14 protein-coding genes are annotated in these 12,754 nt (G+C 38.1%); 5 read left to right on the top strand and 9 right to left on the bottom strand.

Features of this window, described 5'->3' with window-relative positions; translation table 11 throughout:
• Window positions 1–142 precede the first annotated feature (142 nt).
• Window positions 143–835: a LytTR family DNA-binding domain-containing protein gene (locus MWU82_RS14565; protein ID WP_247096937.1), complete on the top strand. Its 693-nt coding sequence runs from the start codon at window positions 143–145 to the stop codon at window positions 833–835.
• Window positions 836–1,331: 496 nt separating this feature from the next.
• On the opposite strand, the gene MWU82_RS14560 is transcribed toward MWU82_RS14565, so the two are convergent.
• From MWU82_RS14560 to MWU82_RS14525, 8 genes are all read right to left on the bottom strand, one after another.
• Window positions 1,332–1,706 carry a hypothetical protein gene (locus MWU82_RS14560; RefSeq protein WP_247096936.1) on the bottom strand — a complete coding sequence of 125 codons (375 nt, stop codon included), beginning with the start codon at window positions 1,704–1,706 and terminating at the stop codon, window positions 1,332–1,334.
• A gap of 248 nt (window positions 1,707–1,954) precedes the next feature.
• Window positions 1,955–3,727, bottom strand: a complete 1,773-nt coding sequence (cysI, locus tag MWU82_RS14555; protein ID WP_348646994.1) for an assimilatory sulfite reductase (NADPH) hemoprotein subunit — start codon at window positions 3,725–3,727, stop codon at window positions 1,955–1,957.
• The gene (locus MWU82_RS14550) at window positions 3,696–5,516 is read right to left on the bottom strand and encodes an assimilatory sulfite reductase (NADPH) flavoprotein subunit (RefSeq protein WP_247096935.1); all 1,821 of its coding nucleotides are present in this window, start codon (window positions 5,514–5,516) and stop codon (window positions 3,696–3,698) included. Before MWU82_RS14550 ends, cysI begins: the two co-directional genes overlap by 32 nt.
• Window positions 5,517–5,535: 19 nt before the next feature.
• Window positions 5,536–6,171 carry a peroxiredoxin gene (locus tag MWU82_RS14545; protein WP_247096934.1) on the bottom strand — a complete coding sequence of 212 codons (636 nt, stop codon included), beginning with the start codon at window positions 6,169–6,171 and terminating at the stop codon, window positions 5,536–5,538.
• Window positions 6,172–6,397: 226 nt separating this feature from the next.
• Window positions 6,398–7,291 carry a LysR family transcriptional regulator gene (locus MWU82_RS14540; protein ID WP_247096933.1) on the bottom strand — a complete coding sequence of 298 codons (894 nt, stop codon included), beginning with the start codon at window positions 7,289–7,291 and terminating at the stop codon, window positions 6,398–6,400.
• 129 nt (window positions 7,292–7,420) lie between these two features.
• Complete coding sequence (locus MWU82_RS14535) at window positions 7,421–7,852, bottom strand: META domain-containing protein (RefSeq protein ID WP_247096932.1); 432 nt, start codon at window positions 7,850–7,852, stop codon at window positions 7,421–7,423.
• A 4-nt stretch (window positions 7,853–7,856) separates the two neighbouring features.
• Complete coding sequence (locus MWU82_RS14530; protein ID WP_247096931.1) at window positions 7,857–8,480, bottom strand: Pr6Pr family membrane protein; 624 nt, start codon at window positions 8,478–8,480, stop codon at window positions 7,857–7,859.
• A 125-nt stretch (window positions 8,481–8,605) separates the two neighbouring features.
• Window positions 8,606–8,968: a hypothetical protein gene (locus MWU82_RS14525; protein ID WP_247096930.1), complete on the bottom strand. Its 363-nt coding sequence runs from the start codon at window positions 8,966–8,968 to the stop codon at window positions 8,606–8,608.
• Between the two features lie 824 nt (window positions 8,969–9,792).
• Between MWU82_RS14525 and MWU82_RS14520 the strand changes: the two genes are divergently transcribed.
• From MWU82_RS14520 to MWU82_RS14505, 4 genes are all read left to right on the top strand, one after another.
• On the top strand, window positions 9,793–9,981 hold the full coding sequence (locus tag MWU82_RS14520) for a hypothetical protein (protein WP_247096929.1): 189 nt from the start codon (window positions 9,793–9,795) through the stop codon (window positions 9,979–9,981).
• A gap of 325 nt (window positions 9,982–10,306) precedes the next feature.
• Entirely contained in the window at window positions 10,307–10,585 is a 279-nt protein-coding gene (locus tag MWU82_RS14515; protein ID WP_247096928.1) for a helix-turn-helix domain-containing protein, read from the top strand.
• 10 nt (window positions 10,586–10,595) lie between these two features.
• Window positions 10,596–11,273 carry a hypothetical protein gene (locus tag MWU82_RS14510; RefSeq protein WP_247096927.1) on the top strand — a complete coding sequence of 226 codons (678 nt, stop codon included), beginning with the start codon at window positions 10,596–10,598 and terminating at the stop codon, window positions 11,271–11,273.
• Window positions 11,270–11,923 carry an ATPase gene (locus tag MWU82_RS14505; RefSeq protein ID WP_247096926.1) on the top strand — a complete coding sequence of 218 codons (654 nt, stop codon included), beginning with the start codon at window positions 11,270–11,272 and terminating at the stop codon, window positions 11,921–11,923. Before MWU82_RS14510 ends, MWU82_RS14505 begins: the two co-directional genes overlap by 4 nt.
• Before the next feature lie 59 nt (window positions 11,924–11,982).
• Here the strand turns inward: MWU82_RS14505 and MWU82_RS14500 are convergent, their stop codons facing one another.
• A complete protein-coding gene (locus tag MWU82_RS14500; RefSeq protein WP_247096925.1) occupies window positions 11,983–12,582 on the bottom strand; it encodes an N-acetylmuramoyl-L-alanine amidase in 600 nt (199 codons plus the stop codon).
• Window positions 12,583–12,754 lie beyond the last annotated feature (172 nt).

Raw genomic sequence — 12,754 nt, 5'->3', positions numbered from 1 at the left:
TTTGAATAGACAGCAACCCGATAATTAACTACCCATAAGTATCATTTCACAACATAATATAGAGGGTTGTCATCATTTATTGTGGTCAGGTATGTCATTTGGGTAACTTGAACTTTTTATTAATCAATTTATCCCCTCGATTATGAAATTGAGATGTATAATAGTGGACGATTCGTTCATGCAGAGAACCACCATAGCCAGATTAGTGGACAATCATCCAAACTTGACAATGGTGGCTGAATACAGCAATGCCATTGAAGCTAATAACGGTCTTAAGAATAAGGAGATCGATCTAATTTTCCTGGATGTGGAAATGCCTATCATCAATGGTTTTGACCTTTTGGAATCCCTGGACGATCCACCTCAGGTAATTTTGATTACCGGGAATCCCGATTATGCACTCAAGGCTTTCGATTACAACGTAACCGATTATCTTTATAAGCCCATATCTCTGGCTCGGTTTGATGCCTCCGTAAAAAGGGCCGTGGCCAAATATGAGCAAATTAATAAACAGAACGAAGAAGAGGAGTACATCTTTGTAAAAAGCAACCTACGGCAGCGTAAAGTAGTTCTTAACGACATAAATTGGGTCGAAGCTCTTGGCGATTACGTTAAGTTGGTGACGAATGAAGGCAATGTGGTCATTCTTTCTACTATGAAATCCTTTGAACAAAAATTGCCCAAGGAAAAATTCCTAAGAATCCACAAATCCTATATCGTTAATCTGGAAAAAGTTGAAAAGTTCAATAGTAAAACAGTTGAAGTAGCTGGAAAACAGGTGCCATTAAGTAGAAACAAAAAAAATGAATTGGAACAGGCACTTTACAATGATTAAATGGACAAGACATGCTTTATTTGCCAAGATTTGTCCATTACCGATTAAAAAGTTCTAAGACGCAGAAAACTGATAATAGTTGGATTTTCATGAGATTCTATCAATAAGCCGAGACTAATTTTAGCGATGTTGGGATAAACTTTAAGTATATCCTGGTGTTATGTCCCAAGGACGAATTCCCAAAAATCAAATAACCGAACCAATTATTTTTCAAACTGATATAAAATCACAGAAAGGGATGAAATTCTTTAAACCTTTTTTGACTTATCGATTTAGTTTGAACAGTACTGGAGGAAACTGATGTTTGCTTTCCATCACGCATATAAGGAAATCTTTAAGCCCGCCCGTACCGAACGGTTACGTTCTGGCGGGTTTTGGTTTTCTTTTCCTTTTATTAAGCAAAATTCTATAGATTTTGCGGACTACATAAAAATACAATAGCCTTTCGACCAAGCACGAAATCCGATTTGTGTATGGGTTGTGTCGTAGGGCATTATTATTTCTGTTTCGTTAGAGTATAAACATCTCCGATTGAATTGGTTAATCTTAGAGTATCATTGGTAAAACTAAAATCCCAAGTATCACTCAATATCAAACTCCAATCAAATTCGGCAGTCCAAAGACATTGGTTTTCAAACTTTATAGTCCTATTTGAAATTGCGTAATTACCATTACAAATTGCTGGGAATTTTACGATTTCACTTTCCCCGGCAAAATTGGAATTGTTCAACGTCAATTCTACAGTTGAGCTATTCTCGCCTCTCTGAAAAGTCCCGATGTATTGTCCTTCAATATCCCTTTGAACATCATCGTAATCACAACCGATTATTGTTAAAATTCCAATAAATAATATCAAGATATTTACTTTCATTTTTCCCTTTTTCAATTAGATTCAACTCATTTTAAATGGTTGCTTCAAAATGCACCTTAACAACATGATATCATTAATTGGTCCAACTACTTTTATAATATAGACAAAGCAATTAGCATTAAGGCCACTTGGAATTTGATAATGCACGAATCAAGTATGTAACCTACTGAGTAATGTTATGACAGGTAAAGTTAACATGTAAGTTTTAAAGGCAAGGTTAATCAAATGAAACATTAATAATTAAGGGACTAAGTTAGTATCCGTATTGGCCTCTCTGTTGGTTCAACAATTTTCTTTCTGATTACGAAATCTCCAAAATGCTCCCCTCCTAACCTATCCTGGGCATAGGCTTTAATAATTGGCTCTAATTCCTCTAAAATGTTTTCCTCGGATAACATTTCCTGATATAGGGTATTTAATCGGTCACCGTTATGGCTTGCACCCAAGTACATGTTATATCTACCAATGGCCCTACCCACAAAACCTATTTCCCCTAGTGATGATCGAGCACAGTTATTTGGACAACCTGTCATCCGAATATTAATTTCATCCTTCTCCAGGCCATTATTTTTCATAATTACCTCCAGCTTATCTATTAAGGAAGGAAGGTAACGCTCTGCTTCGGCAAAAGCCAATCCACATGTGTTCAATGCGACACAGGCCATGGAACTCTTGCGCAGGCCCGTTAGTTTAGGATGGTTACCAACACCATACAATTCCAAAATAGCATCAATGCCCGGCTTTTTACCTTCCTCTATGTTTCCAATAATGAGATTTTGGTTACCTGTCAATCGAAAATCTCCTGTATGAATTTTGGCAATTTCCCTTAAAGCCGTTTTTAGCTGATAATCATTTTCATCCCTAACTCTACCATGTTCCACAAATAAGGTGTAAAACCATTTATTGTTGGTGCCTTTTAGCCACCCATATTCATCTCCGTTTGATTTGAATCGATAGGATTTTGGTTTGGCCAGATTCCATCCCAATCGGTTTTGAAGTTCCGCTACAAACCATTCCAACCCCCTGTCGTCTATGGTATGTTTTAATCTCGATAACTTACGGTCAGATCGGTTGCCGTAATCCCTTTGGATGGCTATTACTGTTTCGGCTACATCAATCACTTTTTCCTTCGGCGCGAAACCAATAACGTCGGCTAATCGCGGATAAGTGGCGTCATTACTAAAGGTACTTCCCAATCCACCACCAACACATATATTATATCCTGCTATGTTATTGTTTTCCTCAATAGCAATAAGTCCAAGGTCATTCGCAAAAACATCGATGGCATTGTTTGGTGGAATTGCCAATGCTATTTTGAATTTTCTTGGAAGGTAGTGTTGATGATACAATGGTTCAAAATCTGGGGTTCCCGCTACTTTTTCCTGGTCCAACCAAATTTCATGATAGGCAGTTGTCTTTGGAAGAAAATAATCGCTTATTTCTTTTGCAAATTGGTATACCTCTTCGTGTATATGGGATTGGTAAGGGTTTGGATTGCACATTACGTTCCTATTCACATCCCCGCAGGTCGCAAGCGTACTTAACAAAACTTCGTTAACCTTCTGAATCGTAGGTTTTAAATTCCTTTTTAATATGCCATGAAATTGGAAAGATTGTCTAGTGGTCAATTTAAGGGTGCCATTTCCATATTGCTCAGAAAGTTCATCGAGGGCCAACCATTGCTTAGGAGTAGTAACACCACCAGCAGCTCTAACTCGAACCATAAACTGGTACAATGGCTCCAATTTCTTCTGCCTTCGTTCACTCTCCAAATCCCTGTCGTACTGCTGATAAGAACCGTGGTATTTTATAAGCTTGACATCGTCGGGAAATAAAGCTCCGGTCAAAGGGTTTTTTAGGCTGTCCTTTATACTCCCTCTGAGGAAATCGCTCTTGTCCTTGATATGTTCATCTTCCGATAATTCCTTGTAATCCAATTGTTTTCCCATAAAAATATTTCCTTGGTATTTTAGCTCACCTGAATCGGCCTTAATAGATATCTGCTTGGTAACGGTTCGCAATTTGAAGATTTTTTACATACTCTTCTGCCTTTTCAATAGTTATCCCCCCTTGTTGTTGTATAATCTGCTTTAAGGTAACATCAACATCTTTGGCCATTTTTTTAGCGTCACCGCACACGTAAAAATGCGCTCCTTTCTCCAACCATTCATATAACTCCTTACCGTTTTCCAACATTCTATGTTGTACATAGTGCTTTTGATCCTGATCTCTTGAAAAGGCAACATCTGCTTTGGTCAGTACCCCCTCCTTCAAATATTGTTGCCATTCTGTCTGATAAAGGAAATCTGTAGTAAAATTCCGATCGCCAAAGAAAAGCCAGGAAGGTCCCTTTTTGTCCAATACTTCCCGTTGTTGCATAAATGCCCTAAATGGCGCCACTCCAGTTCCCGGACCAACCATAATAATAGGCACTTCAGGATTTTTGGGAAGCTTAAAGCGTGTATTCCGATCAACAAAGACCTTTACTTTATCGCCAATATCAAGCCTGTCTGCCAGGGTAGATGAACAATGCCCTTCCTTGTTTCTGCCTAATGCACTATATCGGACAACCGACACCAACAGATGTACTTCTTCATCAACTACATCTTGCGCCGAGGCTATGGAATACATCCGTGGGGTATTTTTGCGCAAAATGGAAATCAGTTCGTCAGAAGTCAACTCGTACGGCACCTCGTTTATCAGATCTAAAAAATCACGTCCGGAAAGATACTCCTGAAGTGCAATTTTATCCTCAAGGATTTTCTTTAACCCCTTATTGTCTGTTAGTTCTGCATATCCGGAAAGCGTGTTCCTTGAAAGTGGAGTAAGTTCATAGTTATATGTAAGTGCATCATGTAGCGTTTTGGTACCTTCATAGGTTTCTACCTCCTTTTCGCCCGCTAACTTTGTGGTATGCAAAACTGACTCTACCAGTTCATGGGAATTGGAACCGTACACCCCTAAGGCATCCCCAGGCTCATATTTTATTCCAGATCCTTCCAGATCCAATTCAAGGTGAACGGTCTCTTTGGAAGATCCCTGTCCGTTTAGATTGATTTTCTCGAGAATGGTGGCTTCAAAAAGATTATTTCTGGAATATTGGGACTTATTAGCCGGATTATCGGGAATGTTCTCCGCTTTGACCGGGGAAGTTTGGCCATTTGTCTGCACTACGGCACTAAGAAACGTGCTTTGCCAAGCCTCTGCCTGTTCTGCGTAATCTACATCGCAGTCCTCACGCGGAACAATTCTTTGAGCTCCAAGTTTTTCAAGTACGGTATCAAAATCTTTGCCAGTCTGGCAAAAGTCAATATAACTACTATCTCCTAGGCTTAAAACCGAGAATTGCAAATGCGCCAGGTTTGGTGCCTTATTGCTGTGCAGGTATCGATAGAAATCTTCAGCTTGTACCGGGGGTTCTCCCAATCCATGGGTGCTTACGATTATGGCCAATTTTTTGATGCCCTTGAGTTCCCTGGTTTTAAAAGAGGCCATGTCTGAAATTACTGCATCAATTCCCAAATCCTTTACCTTGGAATGTAGGTCTTTGGCCAAACTTTCAGAATTACCTGTATGGCTCCCGAAAAGAATATGCACTTTTTCGTGTTTAAGCTCATTTTTAGTATTGTGGCCCGAATCCAATGGTAGATTTCCAGTAGAGGGTTTGTTCAAAGACGTATGAATGAGCCCTTCGAAATAACCACTTAGCCATTGAAGCTGACCGGAGTCAAGTCCGGACAAAGCTATATTGAGTTTGTCCACTTGCTCATCGTTGAACGGTCCTCTGTCCAATCCTCTTTTTAGTTCCATGTTTTCAGATAATAAGTAATTATTTATTGGGCTGGGGAGTATACCTCAAGTATGACTTTATAACTCGATGACCTTTAGGATATTTGGCTTCTACATCTTCCTTCTTCACTCCTGGTGGAATAATTACATCCTGGCCATCTTCCCAATCCACTGGAGTGGCCACATTATGTTCCGCTGTAAGTTTTAGTGAGTCGACAACCCGGAGAATTTCGGAAAAGTTTCTTCCCGTAGAAGCGGGATACGTAATAATGGCCTGTACCTTTTTGTCGGGACTGATAAAATAAACAGATCTAACTGTGGCAGAAGTAGATGCGTTGGGATGTATCATATTATAAAGGGTTGCCACATTTTTGTCATTATCCGCTATAATAGGGAAATCCACATTGCAGTTTTGGGTTTCGTTGATGTCCTTTACCCAGCCATAATGTGAATCCAAGTCGTCAACACTAACAGCGAGTACCTTAGTCTTTCTTTTTGCAAAATCTTCCTTTAACTGGGCGGTTCTGCCAAGTTCTGTTGTACACACAGGGGTATAGTCTGCAGGGTGTGAATATAAAATTCCCCAACTATTGCCCAGCCATTGGTGAAAATCTATTTCACCTTCCGTCGTCCGCGCCTTAAAGTTTGGCGCATCGTCTCCAATTCTCAAACTCATATCTTATATTTATAAATTATACTATTAGGCAACTTCAAAATTAATGAAGCCTTTCAGATTCAAATTTACGAGGGTTTATTCCCAATAGCCAATTGCAAATATTAATTTATGATAACCTAAGGTTATGACGATTGTCGACCTTGATGAGTGGATGTTATAATAGAGTTTAATGTAATATTAGTGAATAGATGCTTCTATCGATTCTCAATTCAATAACCAATGACAACTAAAAATTATGGTTTCTCCTTAAAAAATTCATTAGTAATAAGGACAACCCTCCTTCAGGACCTTGGGGCGTTATAAAATAAAATTGCCTGTGGATCGGCAGTTTTTTAATCTCTATTACCTTTAAGACGCCGCTTTTAAGTTCTTTAAATATGGCATGTAAGGAAACGAATGCCATACAATCAGAGTGTTGTAGGTAGGATTTTATGGCTTCCGTGCTGCCCAATTGCATTTCTATTTTTAGGTCTCCAAGTCGGATTCCTTTTTGCTTTAAAGCATCGGCAATGACTTCCAAGGTCCCCGATCCGGGCTCCCGTAATAGCAAAGGAATGTTCTTCAGGTTTTCGGGTCTTATCTCTTCTTTGGTTGACATAGGATTTTTACTCCCGCAAACCAGTACGATCTCATCTTTTAAGAAAGGGGAATAGTGAATTTCACGCCTTTTGGATTTGCCCTCAACTACGCCAAGTTCTATGCTCTTATTTAGAAGGGCCATCTCAATTTGTTCCGAATTGCCACTGAACAGCTCTACCTTCACATCTTGGTGCATAGCATGGAACCGGGCCAATAATGGAGGTAATATATATTGCGTAATGGATGTACTGGAACCCACATGTAAAACCCCTTTGAACGCCTCGTTGAACTGGTTTAGATCAAACTCGATTTGCCTATAGATTTCTTGAATGTTTTCTGTATGTTTTAGAAGAACTTCTCCTGCCCTGGATAGTATTACCTTGTTTCCCCTTCGATCAAAAAGTGCCAGGTTAAATTGACTTTCCAACTCTTTTATATGTTTGGTCACAGCAGGTTGGGATATTAATAATTCCTCTGCGGCTTTGGTAAAATTTAGCCTTCTAGCGACCGTATGAAAAACCTTTAAACGGAAATCGAACATTTACAATATTACTCATATTTTTCAGTATGGAAAGTTGGAAAAATAAAAATCTGCTTATAAGAATAAAAATTATCAAGAGCTTTAGGTATTGAAAGCAGTAAATAACCCAGAAGATTTGAACGCAATGGTCTAGTCTTTTATTTTTTTGAATCTCATCATTGGTATTTCTCCAATCATTAAATTTAGCCTACCCTCCTTGTCAAGGCTAAAGGCATTAATTTTTTTCATCATATTCAAAAACTGTGGTTCGCCATCACCACAATACATCATTGTGGAAGGACCAGGTTCGCCTATGGTGATACTATTACCATCAATTTTAAAATCGGCGGAATAACCGTTACAGCTGTTATTGCCCGTAATCTTCCCTGTGGTTTGGTTAAATGAAATTACCGGCTTCTTGTCCGGATATAGGCCATCAAAAGCAATCCGCTTTCCTGATATATACTCCAATTCCCATATGGAATTGTAAAGGTTATTATTACTCCCATTCTTAGTTGCGGTACATGAAACGATAACCACCATAAACAAAAGGGTTGAAACTAAAATGTAATTCTTTTTCATATAATTATTCTTTGATCAAGTTTTTACGAAATTTTCCAGTGATTATGAGCAATGTCATCATCAGGATGGATACACCCAAAATTATGCCAATATTAAACAGGGAACGTTCGAGGCCTATTTCAGGTATATTTAGAAATGGATAGGGATAATAATTTGAAATATATCCTCTTGAAACTATGAACACAACATAGATCAATGGATATAGTAACCAGTTTAGAACTGATTTGGTCTTCAATTCAGTTGTTTTCGAATAGATGAACCAATATATTAACATGTAGATCGGGATAACCGTATGTAGTAATTCATCCACCACAAATTGTAAGCCGGTAGGGTTCCATATGTGTCTTAAACTAACCTGATATACCAAGCCTACAATTAATATAAATGTAGTTAAGGCAGTCATGGCTCCATTGGACAGAATTAGGTTTAAAGGATTCTTCTTGGAATCTAAATATGACATTGTAAAGTATAGTGCGACCAATATATTGGTCAAAATGGTGAAAAAACTAAAAAAACGAATAATGGTTTCAAATAACCCTGCTTGCCTATTCATAATCAATAGGATAAATTGACCAATAATTGCAAACCACCCTATTGTAAGTCCTATGGTTTCAAGTTTTCTTTTCATTTACTTTGAATTAATTAACTAGACCAATGGCAATATACTTATTATAAGGAAATCCGAATATTAGAGGGATATTGAATGATGAAGTTTTAAGACTTGGTAAAAAAGCTATTTGATTCCTACAACGATTATTCCTTTGCTTTGGAAATTATCCGATTCTTCCAACCCATGATTGCGGAATGCCCTTTTAAATGGGCATCATGGGAATGATAGTATATATTCTTTTTCAAATCCAAAATAACCGGCCATTGTATGTTGTCCACTCCCTGCCCCAATACATTGACAATGGCCGTTTCCACAAATTCAGAACAAATGGCCCCCATCATCCTGATTTCATCATTGTATCCAGGCCCTGATAAGCCAATATAAAAATGTGCCGGCTTACCGGAAAACGAGCACAGAGGCACCCCTCTTACGCTTGGTAAGGTATTTTCCAGCGGCCCTTCATAGGTTTCGGTAGTGGTATTCAAGGTATTTCCGACACGTTTCATAATGTCAAAACTACATCATTTCTATGCTGAATGGTAAAATGTCCCTGATACTTATCACCTAAATTATTAACGATTAAATCGGCTTGGGTTCAGAATATTACAATTTTAGTCAACAATTGTTGCATTTGTCAAAAGATTGTTATAAAAATCAGGTACAGTGTTGCGAATAGCATTTAAATTATCGCGACTTATCCTCCTATGGCAATATCAAACATTTCACAGGATTACATTCTATGGTATTCCAAAATATATCAGTTATCAACCATGACCTAGATACATGAACTACCTTGTTAAACAAGATTCTTGAAGTCCGTATTTATAGTTTTTTAAAGATGTAATGAACTTATTTTTAATGGTAATTACCCCTGTTTTTTAAATACTCATGATTTATCATTTTATGGGTTTTACTTTTCAGATTAAAATATTCTGGAAGAAAATAATTCGGTTGGATAGTGGACAATTAAGCTTGTGGTAGGTTTGTACAAATGCTCCTACACTTTATCAATTGTATAGGAATTTAGTGGTTACGACCAACAAGGCTTGAATAGCACATATGGAAAAATCTTTATCCATGGTCTAACAGCTAACTAGTGTGTATTCAAAGCGTCATAGGTCTATGATAGTAGAATCACATCGAATAAGTATTGATTATTAGGTCATTATGTAATAAATTTCTAATTGTTTAATTCACATTATATTCAATCTTACTTATGGACGCCCCTGGTTCATTTCAATACACTAAGCAGTACAAGTCAATTTCTTTCATGGTTTCGTTCAATTATAAGGCCCATGATTGTAGCAATTTGTTTTTTAGGGCCAAACCGATGGAACCGGGTCAGGATGGAGTTTACCCCTTGGATTTTATCTACGGAAAAATCGACGCGGACTTTAAATTGCAGATAGGCATTAGGGAGTTTCAAATTGTAATGACCAAGGAACTACACGAAAGAATGGGATTACTATATGACCTAATCAGGAACGAGTACGTAGAACTCAATAACAAACATTTATAAATAACGGTTTGGTATGGGCCACGATTCCAGTGTTTCAAAAATTGGGTCGTGGTATCGTAATTACGTATCGCATCCGGTGCATCCCCTACCAAGTAAATTTGCCTCTCTTTAAGGGGGTTTTAGTTATTATTTGAATTTTATTTTATTCACTTTGCCCATAAATGTAAATGATTGTAATGATGTTAAAATTTAACCCCATTACGTAATATATGGTGAATATTTCCTGTAAAAACATGTCAAATTTACGGCTCATTGTCTAATCGTGATCGGAACCTGGAGTCTTCATTTTAATACACGCTGGTTCCCTTCCCAAAACTTTCAAATTATGCCAACACATGTAATTACTACAGATGATCTGAGGGATTTTAAGATCGAATTGATGGAGGGCTTTAGGGAGTTGCTCTCTAAACAGGCCAATGGAACACTTAAAAGGTACCTTCGCTCCTCCGAAGTGATGGAGTTGCTCAATATTAGTTCAGGTACCCTTCAAAACTTAAGGATCAATGGTACTTTGCCGTACACAAAAATGGGCGGAATCCTATTTTATGATACCGAGGATATCCAAGCTATTATGAAGAAGAACAGGGTGGATTACGAATTTTAACACCTTTACTATGAACTATATCAAACACCTGAACGGGGTCTTCCTCCAGTTCTCAAAGGATAATCGACTAAACCCCACCCACATTAGCCTTTATGTGGGACTTTTTCAATTATGGAACAGTTACCATTTTCGTGATAGCTTCCATATTAACCGGGAAGAAGTAATGGCCTATGCAAAAATAGGCTCCAAATCAACTTATCATCGCTGTTTGAAGGAATTGCACCACTGGAATTATTTGTATTACCGACCCTCCCATAACCCCTTCCAGGGGAGTACGATCAAGATGTTCAATTTTGGGACAACTGATGGACAAGTAGTGTACCCACACCAGACCAAATCAGGGACAAGCAATGGACAAGTAGTGGTACCTATAAATAAACATATAGAAACTATAAAAAACAAATCAAATGGGGGCAAACGGGACCGACCCCAAAATGAAAAAGAAGTTGTTGATTTTTTTAATAATAAAAACTGGCCCATAACGGAAGCGAAGAAGTTTTACTGTCATTACAAAAGCATTGGATGGAAAGTTGGAGGTACGGCCGAAATTGTGGATTGGCATGCTCTGGCGCAAAAATGGATTTTTAAGTCCATGGAGATAAAGGAGGATAAAACAGTGGTCCCGGTCAGCCAGAATACGGACAACCTGAAGTCCAGTTCCATGAAAAATTTTAATCAGCCCCTATGAATCCACATATACGCTTTGTAGGTCATAAACAATACGTCCTAGGTAGTCTTAAGGATAATCAGATCTGCTATGATTTCAATAAAATATTGTTATACCTCAATGCCAAAGGACAAGCAATGTTCGGCAAGAATTTTAGAATATTGGAACAGGACCGCGACGTCATTTACAAACTCTGTAACTATTATATCAAGGATCCTTTGAATTGCAAGAAACTGGATATCGACCTTAACAAAGGTATTTTACTTTCTGGGCCCGTAGGTTGTGGTAAGAGCAGTTTAATGAAGTTACTGCGCTATCTGACTCCTTACGGCCGAACTTATGAGGTGATACCGGCACGAAATATCACTTTTGCATTTAATAATATCGGTTTTAAAATTGTGGAAGACTACGGTGAGGGGAAATCCTATTGTTTTGATGATCTGGGAGTGGAGCCTACGGGACGATATTTTGGCAAAGATTGCAATGTAATGGGGGAAATACTTCTTTCCAGATACGAACTATTGTTGAACCATAATATCCATACCCACGCCACTACCAATCTCAATGCCCAGGAACTCGAGGAACGCTATGGTCCCCGTGTTCGCTCTAGAATGAGGCAATTGTTTAATTTGATCGCCTTTAAGGAAGATAGTATGGATAAGAGAATTTAGGTACGTCTTTATTGATAAGACATATACTACACCTTGATGTCATTTGTTTTTGGTAAAATTCAGTCCTCACTTTTTAAATAATTATAAATTCCAAGCAATATGGCTAAAGCCACTGCCTTGATATTTCTAGGTTTTTGGTAATAATCCCCTTCATCAACATGGGTAACAAAACCTGTTTCTATTAAAATTGTCGGGCAAAAGCCCATCGTTTCCCTTTGTACTTGAAAATTGCCCACCTTTACCCCTCTTTCCCTAATGCCCAGTTTGCGTCCGCTCTCACCTAAAACGGACGTGGCCAACTGCACCGAGGATTCCATGTGCGGATTATCCTTATCTGCTACAAAAATTTCCATTCCACTGGCTCCTGTGATGGCCGCATTACAATGTAAAGAAATGAACAAATCACTCTTTAATTCCCTGGCCAACATCGCCCTATCAGACAATGATATCAATGTGTCCTTGTACCTGGTCAGATAAACCTCTATCCTGTCATCCAATATTATGTGGTTGTGGTTTAGGATTTCCTTGGCAATTTTTAAAATTACCTCTTTTTCAAGGACTCCATGGACACCTATGGCACCGGTATCCTTACCTCCGTGGCCGGGATCGATGACCACAATCTTTTTTGGCTGCTCTACTTGACAAAAACTGAAGCACATTTTTAATATCAAGAGCCAAAATATGACGGTTTTGCAACTTGCCCTACTCCCGATTTTCAAGGTTATCAACATATCAGTTTCAAATTATAATTCAAATTCATGTTAATTGACATCAAAACACATTAAAACTAATCATTTAATATTTTATTCACAAATTAGTGATTATCAGCAT

This window comes from Arenibacter sp. S6351L, assembly GCF_023016025.1.
Lineage (GTDB): Bacteria > Bacteroidota > Bacteroidia > Flavobacteriales > Flavobacteriaceae > Arenibacter > Arenibacter algicola_B.
The sequence above is the reverse complement of the archived record's forward strand: the minus strand, read 5'-3'. Positions and strand labels throughout refer to the sequence as shown.

Bases quoted from the DNA above. Each gene is read 5' to 3' on its own strand.
- MWU82_RS14565 (WP_247096937.1), top strand. From the start codon at position 143: ATGAAATTGAGATGTATAATAGTGGACGATTCGTTCATGCAGAGAACC.
- MWU82_RS14560 (WP_247096936.1), bottom strand. From the start codon at position 1,706: ATGAAAGTAAATATCTTGATATTATTTATTGGAATTTTAACAATAATC.
- MWU82_RS14550 (WP_247096935.1), bottom strand. From the start codon at position 5,516: ATGGAACTAAAAAGAGGATTGGACAGAGGACCGTTCAACGATGAGCAA.
- MWU82_RS14545 (WP_247096934.1), bottom strand. From the start codon at position 6,171: ATGAGTTTGAGAATTGGAGACGATGCGCCAAACTTTAAGGCGCGGACG.
- MWU82_RS14540 (WP_247096933.1), bottom strand. From the start codon at position 7,291: ATGTTCGATTTCCGTTTAAAGGTTTTTCATACGGTCGCTAGAAGGCTA.
- MWU82_RS14535 (WP_247096932.1), bottom strand. From the start codon at position 7,852: ATGAAAAAGAATTACATTTTAGTTTCAACCCTTTTGTTTATGGTGGTT.
- MWU82_RS14530 (WP_247096931.1), bottom strand. From the start codon at position 8,480: ATGAAAAGAAAACTTGAAACCATAGGACTTACAATAGGGTGGTTTGCA.
- MWU82_RS14525 (WP_247096930.1), bottom strand. From the start codon at position 8,968: ATGAAACGTGTCGGAAATACCTTGAATACCACTACCGAAACCTATGAA.
- MWU82_RS14520 (WP_247096929.1), top strand. From the start codon at position 9,793: ATGGAACCGGGTCAGGATGGAGTTTACCCCTTGGATTTTATCTACGGA.
- MWU82_RS14515 (WP_247096928.1), top strand. From the start codon at position 10,307: ATGCCAACACATGTAATTACTACAGATGATCTGAGGGATTTTAAGATC.
- MWU82_RS14510 (WP_247096927.1), top strand. From the start codon at position 10,596: ATGAACTATATCAAACACCTGAACGGGGTCTTCCTCCAGTTCTCAAAG.
- MWU82_RS14505 (WP_247096926.1), top strand. From the start codon at position 11,270: ATGAATCCACATATACGCTTTGTAGGTCATAAACAATACGTCCTAGGT.
- MWU82_RS14500 (WP_247096925.1), bottom strand. From the start codon at position 12,582: ATGTGCTTCAGTTTTTGTCAAGTAGAGCAGCCAAAAAAGATTGTGGTC.